15 protein-coding genes are annotated in these 17719 nt (G+C 64.0%); 5 read left to right on the top strand and 10 right to left on the bottom strand.

Annotated elements, in window-relative coordinates; all coding sequences use genetic code 11:
• Nucleotides 1–56 precede the first annotated feature (56 nt).
• Both F812_RS0102835 and F812_RS0102830 read left to right on the top strand, forming a co-directional pair.
• Nucleotides 57–1505 (top strand): leucyl aminopeptidase family protein, encoded by a 1449-nt coding sequence (locus F812_RS0102835; protein ID WP_020084443.1) that lies wholly within the window; start codon nucleotides 57–59, stop codon nucleotides 1503–1505.
• Nucleotides 1502–2440, top strand: coding sequence for a C40 family peptidase (locus F812_RS0102830; RefSeq protein ID WP_020084442.1), 939 nt, complete (start codon nucleotides 1502–1504; stop codon nucleotides 2438–2440). Before F812_RS0102835 ends, F812_RS0102830 begins: the two co-directional genes overlap by 4 nt.
• Nucleotides 2441–2444: 4 nt before the next feature.
• Here the strand turns inward: F812_RS0102830 and F812_RS0102825 are convergent, their stop codons facing one another.
• The 7 genes from F812_RS0102825 to F812_RS0102795 form a co-directional block, all read right to left on the bottom strand.
• On the bottom strand, nucleotides 2445–2894 hold the full coding sequence (locus F812_RS0102825; protein WP_020084441.1) for a hypothetical protein: 450 nt from the start codon (nucleotides 2892–2894) through the stop codon (nucleotides 2445–2447).
• A gap of 129 nt (nucleotides 2895–3023) precedes the next feature.
• A complete protein-coding gene (locus tag F812_RS0102820) occupies nucleotides 3024–4661 on the bottom strand; it encodes an ABC transporter ATP-binding protein (protein ID WP_020084440.1) in 1638 nt (545 codons plus the stop codon).
• 11 nt (nucleotides 4662–4672) lie between these two features.
• A complete protein-coding gene (locus tag F812_RS0102815) occupies nucleotides 4673–5875 on the bottom strand; it encodes an ABC transporter permease (RefSeq protein ID WP_040497876.1) in 1203 nt (400 codons plus the stop codon).
• 38 nt (nucleotides 5876–5913) lie between these two features.
• On the bottom strand, nucleotides 5914–7032 hold the full coding sequence (locus tag F812_RS0102810; RefSeq protein WP_020084438.1) for a microcin C ABC transporter permease YejB: 1119 nt from the start codon (nucleotides 7030–7032) through the stop codon (nucleotides 5914–5916).
• Nucleotides 7033–7082: 50 nt separating this feature from the next.
• Complete coding sequence (locus F812_RS0102805; protein WP_198011120.1) at nucleotides 7083–8921, bottom strand: extracellular solute-binding protein; 1839 nt, start codon at nucleotides 8919–8921, stop codon at nucleotides 7083–7085.
• Between the two features lie 32 nt (nucleotides 8922–8953).
• Nucleotides 8954–11020, bottom strand: a complete 2067-nt coding sequence (locus tag F812_RS0102800) for an extracellular solute-binding protein (RefSeq protein WP_020084436.1) — start codon at nucleotides 11018–11020, stop codon at nucleotides 8954–8956.
• A gap of 405 nt (nucleotides 11021–11425) precedes the next feature.
• Nucleotides 11426–11992, bottom strand: a complete 567-nt coding sequence (locus tag F812_RS0102795; RefSeq protein WP_245257609.1) for a c-type cytochrome — start codon at nucleotides 11990–11992, stop codon at nucleotides 11426–11428.
• Between the two features lie 525 nt (nucleotides 11993–12517).
• Here F812_RS0102795 and F812_RS0102790 point away from each other — a divergent pair.
• The 3 genes from F812_RS0102790 to F812_RS0102780 all read left to right on the top strand — a co-directional run bounded on the left by F812_RS0102790 (nucleotide 12518) and on the right by F812_RS0102780 (nucleotide 15073).
• Nucleotides 12518–13264, top strand: a complete 747-nt coding sequence (locus tag F812_RS0102790) for a 3-deoxy-manno-octulosonate cytidylyltransferase (RefSeq protein WP_020084434.1) — start codon at nucleotides 12518–12520, stop codon at nucleotides 13262–13264.
• 132 nt (nucleotides 13265–13396) lie between these two features.
• Entirely contained in the window at nucleotides 13397–14308 is a 912-nt protein-coding gene (locus tag F812_RS0102785) for a prephenate dehydratase (RefSeq protein WP_020084433.1), read from the top strand.
• Between the two features lie 15 nt (nucleotides 14309–14323).
• Nucleotides 14324–15073 carry a glucose 1-dehydrogenase gene (locus tag F812_RS0102780; RefSeq protein ID WP_020084432.1) on the top strand — a complete coding sequence of 250 codons (750 nt, stop codon included), beginning with the start codon at nucleotides 14324–14326 and terminating at the stop codon, nucleotides 15071–15073.
• 179 nt (nucleotides 15074–15252) lie between these two features.
• Here F812_RS0102780 and F812_RS0102775 read toward each other — a convergent pair whose 3' ends face one another.
• From F812_RS0102775 to aat, 3 genes are read right to left on the bottom strand one after another with little or no spacing between them, the layout of a single operon-like run.
• Nucleotides 15253–16065 (bottom strand): TrmH family RNA methyltransferase, encoded by an 813-nt coding sequence (locus F812_RS0102775; RefSeq protein ID WP_040497874.1) that lies wholly within the window; start codon nucleotides 16063–16065, stop codon nucleotides 15253–15255.
• On the bottom strand, nucleotides 16062–17012 hold the full coding sequence (locus tag F812_RS0102770) for an RsmD family RNA methyltransferase (protein ID WP_020084430.1): 951 nt from the start codon (nucleotides 17010–17012) through the stop codon (nucleotides 16062–16064). The genes F812_RS0102775 and F812_RS0102770 overlap by 4 nt, the downstream gene beginning before the upstream one ends.
• Nucleotides 17009–17704: a leucyl/phenylalanyl-tRNA--protein transferase gene (aat, locus tag F812_RS0102765; protein WP_020084429.1), complete on the bottom strand. Its 696-nt coding sequence runs from the start codon at nucleotides 17702–17704 to the stop codon at nucleotides 17009–17011. The genes F812_RS0102770 and aat overlap by 4 nt, the downstream gene beginning before the upstream one ends.
• Nucleotides 17705–17719: the final 15 nt, after the last annotated feature.

Raw genomic sequence — 17719 nt, 5'->3', positions numbered from 1 at the left:
TGATCATCCGAGGTCCGTCCAAGCGGCCATTCTTACGAGACCAAAAGAACCCATCCATGACCGACAAATCTTCAGGGCCGAGCGCGCTCTCCCCCACCGATGTGCTGGCCCCCCACGACACCGCCGGCCCCAGCACCCCAATCTGGCTCGTCTCCGAATCGCAGCCGGTGGCACGCCTCACGGGCCTGGACGACACGGCCAAAGCGTGGCTCGAGCGCACGCGGTTCACGAGCGCGGCCAAGAAGCAGGCGCTCATTCCAGGTCCTCAGGGCGCGTTGGCAGGCGTTGCGCTCGGCATCGGCAACGGAAGCGCGGGCGATCCCTCCGGCCCCTCCGACCTTCTGATGGGACAGCTCGCCGCAAGCCTGCCCGAAGGCCTCTATCATCTTGGAGGCGACGTTCCCAATGCGGAGCTTGCCGCCATCGCGTGGGGCCTCGGCGCCTACCGCTTCCGCCGCTACAAGAGCGCGCCCGGCGAGGCCCCGCCGCGGCTCAAGCTGCCCCAAAAGCTCGACTATCAGGCGGTCGTCAACCAGGTCGGCGCGATCTGGAAAGGACGCGATCTGATCAATACGCCCGCGTCCGACCTTGCCCCGGAAGATCTGGAAGCCGCCGCTCAGCGCCTCGCCCGCGATCACGGCGCGAGCATCGAGACCATTGTCGGCGACGACCTGCTCGAAAAAGGGTTCCGCATGATCCATGCGGTCGGCCGCGCCAGCTCCCGTGCGCCCCGCCTCATCGACGTCAGATGGCAGAAGCCCGGCGGCAACCCCAAGGCGCCGATGCTCACGCTCGTCGGCAAGGGCATCACCTTCGACACCGGCGGCCTCGACATAAAGCCCGCCTCCGGTATGCTTCTCATGAAGAAGGATATGGGTGGCGCCGCCGCGGCCCTCACGCTGGCCGAGCTGATCATGAGCCGCGGCCTCGATGTGCGCCTGCGTTTGCTGATCGCAGCAGCCGAGAACAGCATTTCAGGCGATGCATTCCGCCCGGGCGACATTCTCCTGAGCCGCGCGGGCAAAACCGTCGAAATCGGAAACACCGACGCGGAAGGCCGCCTCGTGCTCGCCGACGCGCTATCGCTGGCCGACGAGGAGCAGCCCGACACGATCCTCGTATTCGCGACGCTGACCGGCGCGGCCCGCGTGGCCCTCGGCCCGGACCTCCCCGCATTCTTCACGAACGACAACGCATTCGCCGAAGCGCTCAGCGCGGAGGCCGAGGCCGTCGGCGACCCGGTATGGCGTCTGCCGTTCTGGCCGGGATACGAGCGCCACCTCGACAGCGACATCGCCGACATGAACAACGTCTATGATGCTCCCTTCGCCGGGGCCATCACCGCCGCCCTGTTCCTGAAGCGCTTCGTGAAGAACGCGCGCCGCTTCGCCCACTTCGATCTTTATGGCTGGCGCCCGGCACCCCGTCCCCTCGGCCCCAAAGGCGGCGAGCCGCAGACGGCGCGCGCCCTCTTCTCACTTCTCACCAAAGAGCTCTGCTCATGACCAACGACAAGCCGGCGGACGAGAGCGGCAACGTCAGCGAGCCTGCTCAGCCGGCCGCTCCGCCCAAGCTCGACCCGCGCCGTCACGTCGTCCGGCCCGATCTCGCAGCCCTCTCGCTTCGTGGCCAGGTGGTCTCACCCCGCTATGCCGCAGGCACGACGCGCCAGGTTGCGAAACCTGCGATCCCTCTGCGCCGCGAACCGTCGCCCAATGTGGGGATCGAGACCGAAGCCCTCTTCGGCGAAATGGTGAAAGTGTACGACGAAGCCGAAGGATGGGCCTGGGTCCAGCTCCAGCGCGACCGTTATGTAGGCTACGTTCCTTCGAGTGCCTTGAGCAGCGAGGTGCAGCTCTCGACCCATCGCGTCAAAGCGCTCGGCACGTTCGTTTATGCGGCGGCGGACATCAAGACACCGCCGGTGATGCACCTGCCGCTCAACGCCGAGATCCGCGTCAGCGAATGGGGAGAGCGCTTCTGCCGTCTCGAACGCGGCGGCTTCATAATCACCCGCCACATCATCGAGAAGGACCGCTACGAACGCGATTTCGTCGATATCGCTGAGCGCTTGATCGGCACGCCGTATCTGTGGGGCGGCCGCACCCGCATCGGCATCGACTGCTCGGGCCTCGTTCAAGTCGCCCTCGAAGCGGCCGGCGTGGCAGCCCCCCGCGACAGCGACATGCAGATGAACGAGCTCGGCACGTCCATCCTGATCCCCGAGGATTTGGAAGGCCTGCAGCGCGGCGACCTGATCTTCTGGAAAAGTCACGTCGGGATCATGAGCGATGGCGTGATGCTGGTTCATGCCAACGCGCACCACATGGCCGTGGCTGTGGAAACGCTGCCGGAAGCCGCGCAACGCATCGCCAGGGATGGTTCGAAAATCCTTGCAATCCGGCGCATCCCGCAAGCGGCAACGGCGCCGAAAGCCTGAACGATCAACCGCGACGGTAAGGCAGGAAGTGGCGATCGTGGCGCTCGCCGTATCCGTCCGGCTCCGGCCCGTCGCGCCAAACCGTGCCGTCCCCGAGCAGAATGATGGTCTCGATGCCGCGCTCTACTCCGGTCACGGAGCTCACCCAGCGCCGCTGGATGATCTGGCCTTGCGTAATGCGCTCGAGAAGCAGCACCAGCTCCTCGAGCTTCCCGACCAGCCGATCCTCATACGTCTCGCCGGCAATCGCGATGTCGAAACGCCCCGTCTCCCTCAGCGCCAACGCCACCGGACACGCGGCGGCAACGACCGGCTCGATTGAAAGCAGCCAGCATTCGTCTTCATTGCCCTCGAAGACGTGCGCAACATCCTTGATCGTCGGAACCCAATAGCGAAGCTGCTCGATCGTCGCCTGGACCGAGGACGGATGAAAACCCTCTTGCGTCGTCGTCATGCGAAATACACCGGCCTGATCGGAATGTGCGCAGGATGTCTCAAAAGGTGACCGCCCTCAAGCGCGATGACAGGCGGCGCATCCTGACGTAGGGAAAATTTCTGCCGACCGCGCGATGTTCGAGAATGGTCAACCCGCGATCGCCGCGCGGTGCGCCACCTTGAGATCAAACGCCGCCGCCAGAAGCGCCTTCGTATAATCCGCTTTGGGCGCTGTGAAAATTTCGTCCGCCGGACCTTCCTCCACCGCCTTGCCGTTCCGCATCACGATCACATAGTTGCAGAGCGCGCGCACGACTTTGAGATCGTGACTGATGAAAACATAGGCAAGATTACGCTTGGCTTGCAGCTCCCGCAGGAGGTCGACGATCTGCGCCTGCACGCTCATATCGAGCGCGCTCGTCGGCTCGTCGAGTACGATGAACTTGGGTTCGAGCGCCATGGCACGCGCGATGGCGATACGCTGACGTTGCCCGCCGGAGAATTCGTGCGGATACCGGTCCAGCGACGAAGCCGCGTCGAGCCCCACTTCGCTCAGGGCCTTCGCCGCCTGCTCGCGCCGTTGCGCAGCGGTCCACTCGGGCTTCTGGATGAGCAGGCCCTCCTCGATGATCTCGAAGATCGAAAGGCGCGGCGAGAGCGATCCATAGGGATCCTGGAAAACAACCTGCATCTCGCGCCTGAGCGGGCGCATCTCCTTGGAGGTGAGCCCGTCGATACGCTTGCCGAGATAGACGATGGGTCCGGACGACGAGATCAGCCGCAGGATCGCAAGCCCGAGCGTCGTCTTGCCCGATCCCGACTCGCCGACAACGCCCACCGTCTGCCCGGCAAGGATCTTCACCGAAACACCGTCCACCGCCTTCACGTGATCCACGGTCCGCTGCAGGAAGCCACGCTTGATCGGAAACCACACCTTGAGATCCTGCGTCTCCGCGATCACGGGTGAGGCGGCATCGAAATGCGGCGGCTTGCCCTTGGGCTCCGCCGCGATCAGATGGCGCGTGTAGGGATGTTGCGGAGAAGCGAACAGCGCCTCCGTCGGCTGCTCCTCCACGATCGAGCCGCTCTGCATGACGTAGACGCGCTCCGCCATCCGCCGCACGATGCCGAGATCGTGTGTGATCAGCAGCATCGCCATTCCCATTTCGCGCTGGAGATTGCGCAGAAGCTCCAGGATCTGCGCCTGGATGGTCACGTCGAGCGCGGTCGTCGGCTCGTCTGCGATCAGAAGATCCGGCTCGTTGGCGAGCGCCATCGCGATCATGACCCGCTGGCGCTGCCCGCCCGAAAGCTGGTGCGGGAAAGCGTTGAGCCGCTTCTCGGGCTCCGGAATACCGACCTTCGTCAGAAGCTCGATGACGCGCGCGCGGGCAGCCTGTCCGCTGAGACCGCGATGGAGCGCCAGGATCTCGCCCACCTGCCGCTCGATGGTATGCAGCGGATTGAGCGAGGTCATCGGCTCCTGAAAGATGATCGAGATGCGATCCCCGCGGATACGCTTGAGATCCTGCTCGGACGTCTTCAGCAGATCCTTCCCCTCGAAGAAGATCTCGCCCGTGGGATGCGACGCGGCCGGATAGGGCAGCAGCCGCAGGATTGAAAGCGCCGAGACGGACTTCCCGCTGCCGGACTCGCCGACGAGCGCCACCGTCTCACCCTTGTTGATCTTGAACGTGACGCCTTTCACGGCCGTCGTCGTCGTGCCGCCGCCCGAGCGGAAGGCCACCGACAGGTTCTTGACGTTTATCAGCACCTCTTTGGACATCGCCTACCCCCTCACGCAAAGGTCTTGCGGGGATCGAGCGCGTCGCGCACCCCTTCGAAGATGAAGATCAAGAGCGACAGCATGATCGCGATGGAGAAGAACGCGCTCATGCCGAGCCAAGGCGCGCCGAGATCACCCTTGCCCTGCAACAGCAGCTCACCCAGCGACGGCGAGCCCGGCGGCAAGCCAAGCCCGAGGAAGTCGAGCGACGTCAGCGTGGTGATGGAGCCCGAAAGCTGGAACGGCATGAACGTCAGCGTTGCGACGGTGGCGTTCGGCAGGAGGTGCTTGCGCATGATGGTCGTGTCGGAAAGCCCCAGTGCCCGCGCCGCGCGCACGTATTCGAAGTTGCGCGCCCGCAGGAACTCCGCGCGCACCACGCCGACGAGGGACGTCCATTGGAAGGCAAGCAGCACGAACAGCAGCGTCCAGAAGCCCGGCACCAGAACGGCCGCGATGATGATCAGCACGTAGAGCGTCGGAATGTTGCCCCAGATCTCCAGGAACCGCTGCATGAGGAGATCGATCCACCCGCCGTAGAACCCTTGAACAGCGCCTGCCGCGATGCCGATCAGGCTCGATAGGATAGTCAAGATCAGGCCGAACATCACCGAGATGCGGAACCCATAGATCACGCGCGCCAGCACGTCCCGGCCCTGGTTGTCGAGCCCGAGCCAATTCCAGTTTCCGACGGCTAGATAGCGCGCCATCTGATCGGGCGGCGCGTCACAGAGCTTCGCGCGCGCAGCCCATTGCGGCGGCGCGGGATAACCGAGCCCCGCCTGATGCTTCACGCCATCCCGCTCGAGGAAGCAGTTGCCGTCGGCATCCACGCGGTTCGGATAGTCCTTGTTGATGGTGTCGTAGGAATAGCGGATCGGCGGCCAAATCATCCAGCCGTTGGAGGTAATCTCCTCGATGATGAGCGGATCGCGATAGTCCGTCACCGCCAGGAAGCCTCCGAACTTGGATTCGGGATAGTCGACGAGCACGGGGAACAGCGTCTCGCCCTTGTAGCGCACGATCAGCGGCCTATCGTTGGCGATGACCTCCGCGAACAGCGTGACGAAAAACAGGATGAGAAAGAGGACGAGGCTCCAGTAGCCGCGCCGGTTCGCCTTGAAGTTCGCCCAGCGCCGCGCGTTGATCGGCGAGAGCGTGAAGCGCGGAAGGAGCCGCGTGAAAAGCGGCGGACGCACCGGATCGGTCGTCACGGCCTGCTCGTTGGTATCCTCGCGTCGGGCGTCCACGGCTAGATCTCCCGGCTCTCGAAGTCGATGCGGGGATCGACAAGTGTATAGATGAAATCGGTGACGACGTTCACGACAAGCCCCATCAGCGCAAAGATGTAGAGCGTGGCGAACACCACCGCATAATCTCGCTTGATCGCGCTCTCGAAGCCGAGCAGCCCGAGCCCGTCGAGCGAGAACACCGTCTCGATCAGCAGCGAGCCCGAGAAGAAGGCGCTGATGAAGGCCCCCGGAAAGCCCGCGATGATGAGCAGCATCGCGTTACGGAAGATATGCCCGTAGAGCACCTCCCGCTCGCTAAGCCCCTTGGAGCGCGCCGTGATCACGTACTGCTTGCGGATTTCGTCCAGGAAGCTGTTCTTGGTGAGGAACGCCATGGTGGTGAAGGCGCCGAGCGACATCGCGATGATTGGCAGCGTCAAGTGCCAGAAGTAATCCACGATCTTCCCGAACGTCGAAAGCTGTTCCCAGTTGTCCGAGGTGAGCCCGCGTGACGGGAACCACTGGAAGAACGACGAGCCCGCGAACACGATGAGCAGCAGCACCGCCACGAGGAAGCCCGGCACCGCGTAGCCGACGACCAGAAGCGTGCTGGTCCAGGTATCGAACTTCTCCCCATCTTTCACCGCCTTCCGGATGCCGAGCGGAATGGAGATGAAATACGTGATCAGCGTCATCCAGAGGCCAAGCGAGATCGAAACCGGCATCTTCTCCTTGATCAGCTCGATCACCGACACGTCGCGGAAGTAGCTCTTTCCGAAATCGAACATGAGATAGCTTTTCATCATGAGCAGAAAGCGCTCATGCGCGGGCTTGTCGAAGCCGAACTGCTTTTCGAGGCTTTTGATGAACTCGGGATCGAGCCCCTGCGCACCGCGATACTTCGAGGTGACGCTGTCGCCCGCGCCCTGGCCGAGTTGCGACTGGCTCCCGCCCCCAAGCGTATCGCGTCCGCCGCCGCCGAGGCGGTCCGAGATCGACGTGTCGCTGCCCGTGAGCTTGGCGATCATCTGCTCGACCGGCCCGCCCGGCGCGAACTGCACGATCACGAAACTGATCAGCATGATACCGATCATCGTCGGAATGATGAGCAGCAATCGCTTGAGGAGATAGGCAGCCATCGTCGATCAGATCCTCGTTGGGGCGCCGCGCCCTGTCATCGGCTCATTCGTCACCGCTGAACCAGCGCTTTTGCCTTCTCGCTATCGTACCACCACGTATCGAGCGCGCCGCGCTCGTACCTGGGCTTCACCTCCGGCCATCCGAACTTGTTCCAGAACGCAAGGTTGTGCGCGCCCTTGTACCATTGCGGCACCCAGTAGTAGCCCGCTCTCAGAACACGATCCGCCGCGCGCGTCGCCGTCACCAGCTCAGCCCGCGATTTTGCCGTCACGATATGATCGATCAACTGGTCGAGCACAGGGTCCGCGATCCCGGCCAGGTTGAAGCTGCCATTCGTTTTGGCCGCGTCCGATCCCCAGAACGTCTTGAGCTCGATGCCGGGCGTAAGCCGGAGCGCATAGCGCTGCGTCGTGAGGTCGAAGTCGAAATCCTTGAGCCGGCGCTCATACTGGGCGGCATCCACCCGCCGCATCGTCGCATCGATACCGATCGCCTTCAGGTTCTTGAGATAAGGCCCCACGATCCGTTCGAACGAAGGGCTGTCGATCAGGATCTCGACCGAAAAGGGCTGCCCCGCCGCGTTGCGAAGCCCTTGCGGCGTCTGCGTCCATCCCGCCTCCGCGAGAAGCTTGGAGGCACGCCGCAATTGCTCGCGATTGTTGCCGCTGCCGTCCGTCACCGGAGGCGAGACGGCCTCGCCGAACACGGCTGCGGGAAGCTTGTCCCGGAACGGCTCCAGTAACGCCAGCTCTTCAGGCGATGGCACTCCGGACGCCTTCATGTCGGAGTTTTCGAAGTAGCTCCCGGTGCGCGTATAGAGCCCGAAAAAGAGGTTCTTGTTGCTCCACTCGAAATCGAACGCAAGGCCAAGTGCCTCCCGAACGCGCACGTCCTTGAACTTGTCGCGGCGCGTATTGATGAAGAAGCCTTGCGCGCCCGAAGGCCGCTCGTCGGGGATCGTGAGCAGCTTCACCCGGCCGTCCTTGACAGCCGGCTTGTCGTAACCGCCCGCCCAGTCCTTGGAGGTGAACTCCTCGCGGAAATCGAAATTCCCGGCCAGCAGGTTCTCGAGCTCGAGCGTCCGGTCGCGATAGTACTCGTAGCGAACCTCGTCGAAGTTGTGCTGCCCACGATTGATCGGCAGGTCCTTGCCCCAATAGTCCTCGCGCCGCACGTAAGTGACGTAGGTACCAGCCTTGAAGTCACCGATCTTGTAAGGGCCGGAGCCGAGCGGCGGCTCGAGCGTCGTCTTCTCGAAATCGTGCGCTGTGTAGTACGCCTTCGACAGGATCGGCAGCGTCGCAACGGAAATCGGCAGGTCGCGAATAAGCTGTCCTTGGAACGTGTAGCGCACCGTTTGCGGATCGAGCGCCTCGGCGGACACCACGTCCTTCAGCGGAATGGCGAACGCCGGATGCCCCTTCGCCTTGATCGTGTCGAAGGAGAACACGACGTCGTCGGCGGTGAGCGGGCTGCCGTCGGCGAACTTTGCTTCCGGCCTCAGCTTGAAGGTAACCGAAAGACCGTCAGGCGCCACGTCCGCCGAGGAGGCGACAAGCCCGTAGACGGCATCCGGCTCGTCCAATGCGCGCGCCATCAGGGTATCGAACACCAGCTCCATGCCCTGGGCGGCGTCGCCCTTCAGGATGTAAGCATTGAAGCTGTCGAACGTGGTGAGCCCAGCCGTGCCGATCTGCGAGGCTTTCCCGCCCTTCGGCGCATCCGGATTGACGTAGTCGAAATGCGTGAAGTCAGCCGGATACTTGAGATCGCCGAAAATCGAGAGCCCATGCTTGGGCTCCGCCGAGAGCGGCGAGGCGAGGCCCGCCGCGAAAGCCAGAGCGCAGAATGCTGTAAGACCAGCGCGCACGCCGAGAAGTCGTCTCATCTGCCCTCCGAGAGACCGCGCCACCATCACGTTCATTTCCTGTGTGACGCGAGCGCCTGCTGCTTGGCCGGATCGACCCACCAGACCTGGCTGAAACCTGCGGTCAGAGACGGAAGCTTCTCAGGCCGGCCAAACATGTCCCACGTCGCGAGCCACTCGTAGGGATTGTACCACTGCGGCACCAGATAGTGCCCCCACAGCAGAACCCGGTCGAGCGCTCGGGTATGCGCGACGACCTCGTCCCGATCCTTCGCCACCACGAGCTTCTCGATCAGCGCGTCGATCACCGGGCTCTTGATGCCGATGGTGTTGCGGCTGCCGTCCTGGTCCGCCGCGGCCGAGCCCCAGAAGTCCCGCTGCTCGTTTCCGGGCGACAGGGATTGCGGGAAGCTGTCTATGACGATGTCGAAATCGAAGGTCGTCTCGCGCCGCTCGTACTGCGCCGGATCGACCACGCGGACCGACGCCTTCACGCCGATCTTCTCGAGATTGGCACGATAGTGCGCCACATGCCGCTGGAAGGCATCGGAGCCGAGCAGGAACTCCACCGTGAACGGCTCGCCCTTGTCGTTGCGCAGCACCGTTTGTGTCTTGGCCGAGCCGAGGCCAACCGCGCGGCCGAGCTTGCAGAACATGCCGCAGTCAGGATCGTCGATCTCCTCCTGGCGCACTTCCCAGCCCGCCTCCTTGAAGAGACGCATCGCCTCCTGCAGATTCTTGCGCGCGTCCTCACGCGAGGCATAGACCGGGTTCTTCCACTCCGTCGTGAACACTTCCGCCGGAAGATCCTTTTCGAACTCCTTGAGGATCTCGAGCTCACGGCCCTGCGGCAGCCCCTTCGCGGCCAGCTCCGAGTTGTCGAAATAGCTTCCGACGCGCGTGTACTGGCCGAACAGAACCGACTTGTTCAGATCCTCGAAATCGAACGCATAGTTGAAAGCCTGCCGAACGCGGGGATCCTTGAACTTGTCGCGCCGCGTGTTGAACACGAAGCCCTGCATCCGTGCGACGCCCTTGGTCGGGATCGCTTCCTTCTTGACCCAACCCTTCTGGATCGCATCGAACGCGAACTGCGTGGCCCATGAGCTTGCCGTGTTCTCGCGCCAGAAGTCGGCGCGGCCGGCCTTGAAGTCCTCGAACGCGGCGGTGCGATCGCGGAAATACTGGAACCGCATCTCGTCGAAGTTCCACTGGCCCACCATCACCGGCAGGTCCTTCGCCCAGTAATCCTTCACGCGCTCGAACACGATGCGGTTTCCGGTATCGAATTCCTTGATCTTGTACGGCCCGGAGCCCAGCGGCACTTCGAGCGTGCTCTTGGTGAGATCGCGCGGCTCGCCGTTCTTGCCGGTGGCCTCCCAATAGTGCTTCGGAAGCACGGTAAGCTGCCCGAGGATCTGCGGAAGCTCGCGGTTACCCGCGATATCGAACGTGAACGTCACCTCGTGATCGCCGGTCTTTTCGGCCTTGACCACGTTCTTGTAGTAGCGGGCATACATCGGATGAGCCTTCTTCAGCGCATCGAGGCTGAAGATCACGTCCTCAGGCGTGATCGGCTTTCCGTCATGGAAGCGGGCTTCCGGCCTCAGGCCGAACTTGGCCCACGAGTAATCCGGCGGATAGGAAACCCATTCGGCGACGAGACCGTACTCCGTCGACTCTTCGTCCGGGCTTCCAGCCATCAGCGAGTCGTAGATCATGCCGATGCCGCCCGCCGACATTCCCTTGATAGAGTAGGGATTGAGGGAGTCGAACGTACCCTCGACCGCGAACCGCACCGTGCCGCCCTTCGGCGCATCGGGATTGACCCAATCGAAATGCTTGAAGTCAGGCCCGAACCGCGGATCTCCGATCAGCGAGAGCGCATGATGGCGAACAGAGCTCGCGTCCGCCGGAACTACAGCAGGCGAAGCGGCGGGCGCGCTCTCCTCCTGGGCCGAAGCCGGCGCTGAGAGTGCCGCAGCCGTCACAAAAAGCGCGGCGAGAAAGGACGAGAAGCGGGCGGAGAGGAGCGAGGGACCTGAGCGGTGTGAAGAGCGCGAGGCAGTCACGTTATCCGCGCGCGAGCGAGACTGATGAACCCTGTATGCCGCTACCATCGTCGCTTTCGTCCCTTTCAACCACCAAGGTGGCGCGCGCAAAGCACCCGCGCGGACGCCCACCCATGACCGACCAGCCCCAGCGGAAGCGGAGGCATTGCGAAAACCAGTTCCTAGAGCGCTTCCGGAAAGGTGTGAAGGAACTTTTCCGAAAGAAGTACGCGGAAACAACGCACTAGGAAGAAGTCCGCGATCCGACTAAATCCGCAGCGGACCCTAGCACGCCTTAAATCCAGATTCGGATTAAAGATCGGCAAGATCAGGGGCCGGAAGAGGGCCGGACGGATCCCCGGCCGACGGATAGTCCGGCAAGATGATGGCAAACAAAATCGGGGCCTCTCCTGAAGGAGAAGCCCCGACCACAACTCGATATGTCGCGCGGACCAATCCGTCCGCAGCCGGCCTTTAAGGCAGCGGATGCGGAGTGTCCGCCAGCGTCCGGATATAGGCGATCAGGTCGGCGAGATCGGCCGGATCAGACACGCCGTTGAAAATCATCTTGGTGCCGGGCAGCCAGGCCTTGGGCGCGTGCAGGAAGCCCGCGAGGTCGGCATACGTCCACTCGCCGGTCTTGGCCTTCATGGCCTCGGAATAACCGTTGAAATCCGAGCGGCTGGCGCGGGCGCGGCCCACGACGTCCCAAAGGTTGGGACCGGCCTTGCTGGCGGCGGCCTTGTCGGCCGTGTGGCACGCCAGGCACTTCTTGAACGTGCCCTGGCCGTTCTCGGGCTTGGCAGTCGCAAGCGCGGCAACCACCTGCGCCGGATCGAACGCGGCAGCAGCCGGGGCACCCGCTTCGGACTTGCCACCAGCGGCCTCCGTCGCAGCCGGAAGGGTGAAGCCCCCGGCGACCGGGCCGTGCGCGCCATGACCGTTGCGCGCGATGTCGATCGCCGTCTTGGGCACAAAGATGAGAAGCAAAGCCGCGAGCACCGCTCCGGCAATCTTGGTCAGTTCAAAGGAATCCATCATCTTCTCTTCACCCTGCAACCGGACGATCCTCGTCCACCGCTTCGAACACGAGGTGCGATTTTGTTAACGTCAAATCATGAACTTAACGTTTCAGCCTGAGATCCGGCTTCACCAAATCTAAGGGGAAAGCCTCTCCGGCTCGCTAATACCGAGCCCCCCGCAACTCAGAACGCATCTAAAAGACGCGGGCCATGCCTTGCAACCCCACACCCGGCCAGTCTACAGCTCATGTCGTCACATGGAGCCGCAGCGCCATCAGATCGAAGGGTTTCAAGGCCTTTGGTGCCCAATTCCTGTCAATACGACGAAGAAGACCGCCCCCAACATAGGCACCGGAGCGGCCCCGGACATGGGGCCAAATGTCCGGGTCATCTGGCCCAGAGCGATATGCCTTGAGCAAACGCCGGACAGGGGCGGGCGGCCAGGCCCAACGGAAGCATTTGCCGGCGAGGTGAAGGCCGGTAAGAAAATGCAACCAACCAAAACCTGGATCGGATCGCGCGCTCCAGAGAACGAGAAGGCACAATGACGAAAGCACTGATCATCATCCCGGCCCGCATGGCCTCCACCCGCCTTCCGAACAAGCCGCTGGCCGACATCGAAGGCGAGCCGATGATCGTGCGCGTGTGGCGTCAGGCCTATGCCGCCGAAATGGGCCGGGTCGTCGTTGCCGCCGATTGCGAGGAGATCTGCAGCGCGGTGCGCGATGCGGGAGGCGAGGCGCTGATTACGCGTCCCGACCATGCTTCGGGGTCCGACCGCATTTTCGAGGCCCTGAACCGCGTCGATCCCGAAGCGGAAACCGACATCGTCATCAACCTGCAGGGCGACCTGCCGACCCTGGAGCCCCGCTTGATCCAGGAGTGTGCGTCCGTCCTGCTCACCAGCAAGGAACCGCACATTGCAACCCTCGCCGCCGAGATCCACGACGCCGACGAGCGCACCAACCCCAACGTGGTGAAAATCGTCGGCACCCCGGTCTCCCAGAACCGCCTGCGCGCTCTTTACTTCACCCGCGCCACGGCTCCCCACGGCGACGGCCCGCTGTTCCACCACATCGGCATCTACGCCTACCGGCGCACGGCGCTGGAGCGCTTCGTGTCGCTCCCCGCCTCGTATCTGGAAACGCGCGAGCGCCTGGAGCAGCTTCGCGCGCTGGAGGACGGCATGCGCATCGACGTAGCCATCGTTGACACTGTTCCCCTCGGTGTCGATACTCCGGCCGATCTCAACCGGGCCCGGCAGCTCATCAGACGAGCGCGCCGTTCCTGATCTCCGTCGGCTCACCCTCACCGGGCCGGGCCTCCGTCCCCACCTCTGCACCTGTCCGGTGTCCATGACCGGGGCCGTCCGCGGCCAGAGGCGGTCAATCCGAACACGCCTCCGTCTGTCGAGACCTGCACCATGACGAACTCCACGCGCGCGCACTCCTCCGATGCCTCGGCCTCAGCAAAGCGCATCGCTTACCAAGGCGAGCCCGGCGCGAATTCGCATCTGGCCTGCACGGAAGCATATCCGGACTTCGAAGCCCTGGCCTACCCCACCTTCGAGGACGCGCTTGCAGCCGTCACATCCGGCGAAGTGCTCTACGCCATGATCCCGATCGAGAACTCGGTCGCAGGGCGCGTCGCCGACATCCATCATCTTCTGCCCGGCGCGAACCTCTACATCGTCGGCGAGCACTTCCTGCGCGTGCGCCATCAGCTCATGTCGGTGAAGGGCAGCTCGCTCGAAACCTTGAAGAAGGTGCTGAGCCACACCCAAGCGCTCGGCCAGTGCCGCAACACGCTGCGCTCGATGGGCCTCACGCCCGTGCCGGAGGCCGATACGGCGGGATCGGCCCGCATCGTGAGCGAGCAGGGCGATCCGGCGCTCGCCGCCATCGCCTCGCGGCTGGCAGCCGAGATCTATGGTCTCGAAATTCTCCGCTCCGACATCGAGGACGAGGCGCACAACACCACGCGCTTCCTCATCCTTGCCAAGGATCCGGACGACGCCGAGCCCGAGGACAGCCCGGTCGTCACCACGTTCCTGTTCCGCGTGCGCAACGTGCCCGCCGCGCTCTACAAGGCGCTCGGCGGCTTCGCCACCAACGGCGTCAACATGATGAAGCTCGAGAGCTATCAGCTCGAGGGCACCTTCAACGCCACCATGTTCTACGCCGATATCGAGGGTCACCCGGCCGATCGCCCGGTTCAGCTTGCGCTCGAGGAGCTGTCGTTCTTCTCGACGGAGCTGCGCCTGCTCGGCACTTATCCGGCTAGCCCCTACCGCGCCGAGGCGGCACGTGCGGCCGCTCCGCCGACGGGCAAATAGCAGAACAGGTTCCCCATGAGACTGGCCGGAAAGATCGCAATCGTGACCGGAGCGGCTTCCGGGTTCGGTCGCGGCATCGCGGAAATATTCGCCGCGGAAGGCGCCAAGGTCGCCGTCGTCGACATCGATGCGAAACGGGCGGGCGAAGCTGCAGCGAGCATCGGCGCGGGCGCCATCTCCATTTCGGCCGACGTCTCGCGAAAAGCCGACGTCGACGCCATGATCGCGGCAACGGTCAAAGCATTCGGCGGTCTCGACATCCTCGTCAACAACGCCGGAACGACCCACAAGAACCAGTCGCTCATGACGGTGAGCGAGGAGGAGTTCGACCGCATCTATGCGGTCAACGTGAAGTCGATCTATCTCACCACGCTCGCCGCCGTTCCAGAGCTGGAGAAGCGCGGCGGCGGCTCCATCATCAATACCGCCTCGACCGCCGGTGTGCGCCCACGCCCGGGCCTCACCTGGTACAACGGCTCCAAGGGCGCGGTCATCACGCTCACGAAATCCATGGCGGCCGAGCTCGCACCGAAGAACATCCGCGTCAACGCCATCAACCCCGTGATCGGCGAAACCGGCATGCTGGAGCAGTTCATGGGGGCGGCCGATACGCCCGAGAACCGGGCGAAGTTTCTAGCCGGCATCCCGCTGGGGCGCATGTCGAAGCCTCAGGACATCGCCAACGCCGCCCTGTTCCTGGCAGATCCCGCGTCCAGCTTCGTCACGGGTGTCGCCATCGAGGTCGACGGCGGACGTTGTATCTAGCCGCCCGATTTCGCGTCTCTGGATCCGGCTCCATGCGAAGCATGCTTCCGCCACGAGCGTGATGACGTATCCCATCTGGCGAACAGCCGCCTCCTCCCGACGTCACCCCGACGGAGGTTGGGGTCCAGACACATCGAGCAGGGATTGGGTCGGTTGCCTCCCCACGAACGGAGCGACCGTCATATCCTCAGGGCACTGCCACGGATCTGATAGAGCGTGAGCGCGGTCGCAACGGCTAGGTTCAAGCTGTCCAGCTTGCCCGCCATCGGAATTTTAATGAGCCGCGAGCACGAGCGCGTAAGGCTTTCCGAGAGCCCAGGCCCTTCGCTCCCCATCACCAGCAGCACAGGCCCCTTGTAGGCCGCTTGCCGGAAATCCTCCTGCGCATCGAGATGCGTGCCGACCACATCGCCGCGCCACGTCGCGCGCCACAGCAGGAAGTCCTCGCGCGTGGTGCGCACCAGCGGCACGCTGAACACAGACCCCATCGTCGCGCGCACCGCTTCCCGCGAATAGGGATCGCACGAGTTGCCGACCAGAATGATGCCCTTTGCACCGACCGCATCGACCGTGCGGATGATGGTGCCGAGATTGCCGGGATCGCGCACCTCCTCGAGCGCGAGCCAGCAGTCCTCGCTCGCAACGCGCTCCGGAGGATCGACCCAGCGCTGCCGGAACACCCCGATCATCGACTGCGGGTTTTCTTTCGACGCGAGCTTCGCCAGCACGGGCTCCGAGACTTCGAGCACGTCCGCCCCCGCGCCCAGCGCCCAGCCGACGAGCGAGCGCGATACGGGGCTCGCCGCCGATCCGGACTGATAGACGAGGCTCGTCGGCGTGAAGCCAGCTTCGCGCGCCGTGACCAGGATCGAAGCGCCCTCCGCTACGAACAGGCCCGTCTGCTTGCGCTCCTTGCGCATGTCGAGGGCACGGATCGCCTTCACCCTGTCGTTGGTGAGACTGGTGATGATGCGCGGTTCCGGCCCGGTCATGATGTCCACCGCACGAACAGCGATGTGGGAACCGCGGCCCCGCCGCCCTCAGCCGACAAAGCGAGTTCTCCAAACGAGAGATGTCCGCCGCGATCCGCGAGCACGTCGGCCGAAAGTTGCTCGAATGCCAGCGCGGACGCGCGAATGGCGTAGACGGTGAGGATCATCGCCGCGCGCCCCGGCGCCAGCAATTGCGCCGCATTCTTCAACAGGACCGGCAAGCCCTGGAACAGATCCCACACCTCGCCTTCCGGGCCGCGCCCGAACTTCGGCGGATCGATCAGGATCACATGATAGGTCTTGCCCCGCCGAACCTCGCGCGCAACGAACTTCGCCGCATCGTCCAGGATCCAGCGTATCGGCGCGGAGCCGAGCCCCGACGCCGTCTGATTCTCCTTGGCCCACTGGATCGCCTTCTTGGACGCATCCACGTGCGTGACCTCAGCCCCGGCCCGCGCGGCCAGAAGCGAGGCGGCACCCGTGTAGGCAAAGAGGTTCAGCACGCGCGGGCGCTCCCCGCTCACTGCACCGATCTGCTCGATCATCCAGTCCCAGTGCGGTGATTGCTCCGGAAAGAGCCCGAGATGCCACAGCCCCTGCAGCTTGCAGGTCAGCACCACCTCGCCCACACGCACCGGCCAGCCGTCCGGCACTGGCTTGTCGAGCCGCCACTTTCCTTTTTCCTCGTCGTCGGCCGAAGCGGAGAAGACGGCATGCGCCTTCCCCCAGGCCGCGCCGCCGAGCTGCCGGCTCCAGAGCGCCTGCGGCTCCGGCCTGTCGACGACTATCGGACCGAACCGTTCGAGCTTGCGCCCACCGCCACTGTCGAGAAGCGCGTAGTCGGCTGGCCCCTTGGTGCGGATCAGCTCGAGCTTGCCCGATCGCTCGAACGGGCGGGGCCGGCGCTTCACTGCGCCCTCGGTCTTGTCGTCCTTGGCAGAGGTCATCGCGTGTCCCGTGGGGACTCGTCCCGCGCGCGCTCGATGATGTCGAGAATGGTAGCTCCGGGCGTGTCCAGCGGAAGCCGCAGGAAATCCGCCGACTGGCGAAGCGCGTCGTCGAGCAGGCGATGGAAATCGTCGCGATCGACCTCGATGGTGCCGAACTGGCGAAGGTGATCGGTCACGAACTGTGTATCCAACAACGTGAAGCCGCCGGCGATCAGCCGTCCGGCAAGATGAACGAGGGCGATCTTGGAAGCGTCCCGCACATAGGAGAACATGCTCTCGCCGAAGAACACGCCGCCCAGCGCCACCCCGTAGAGACCACCGACCAGACGGTCACCCTCCCACACTTCTACAGTGTGGCAGTGGCCGAGCCGGAAGAGCTCCTGATAGAGCCCGCGGATACGGCCGTTGATCCAGGTGGACCGCCGCCCCGCGCGCTCCGCGGCGCACCCCTCGATCACCCCTTCGTAGTCGGTATCGATGGCAACCCGCAGTGCGCCGCTCCGCACCGTCCGCGCCAGGCGCTTTGGAACGTGCACCGCCTCGAGCGGAAGGATGCCCCGGTGCTGAGGCTCGATCCAATAGAGCGCAGGATCATCCGCGCTCTCGGCCATTGGAAAGATGCCGCAGCTGTAGGCCTTGAGAAGGACCTGCGGCGTAATCTCGATCATGATGTCGTCGCGTGACGCCATCACTCATGCTCCCGT

This window comes from Hyphomicrobium zavarzinii ATCC 27496, from assembly GCF_000383415.1.
Taxonomy (GTDB): Bacteria; Pseudomonadota; Alphaproteobacteria; order Rhizobiales; family Hyphomicrobiaceae; genus Hyphomicrobium_C; species Hyphomicrobium_C zavarzinii.
This window is presented reverse-complemented; position numbering and strand designations above follow the sequence as displayed.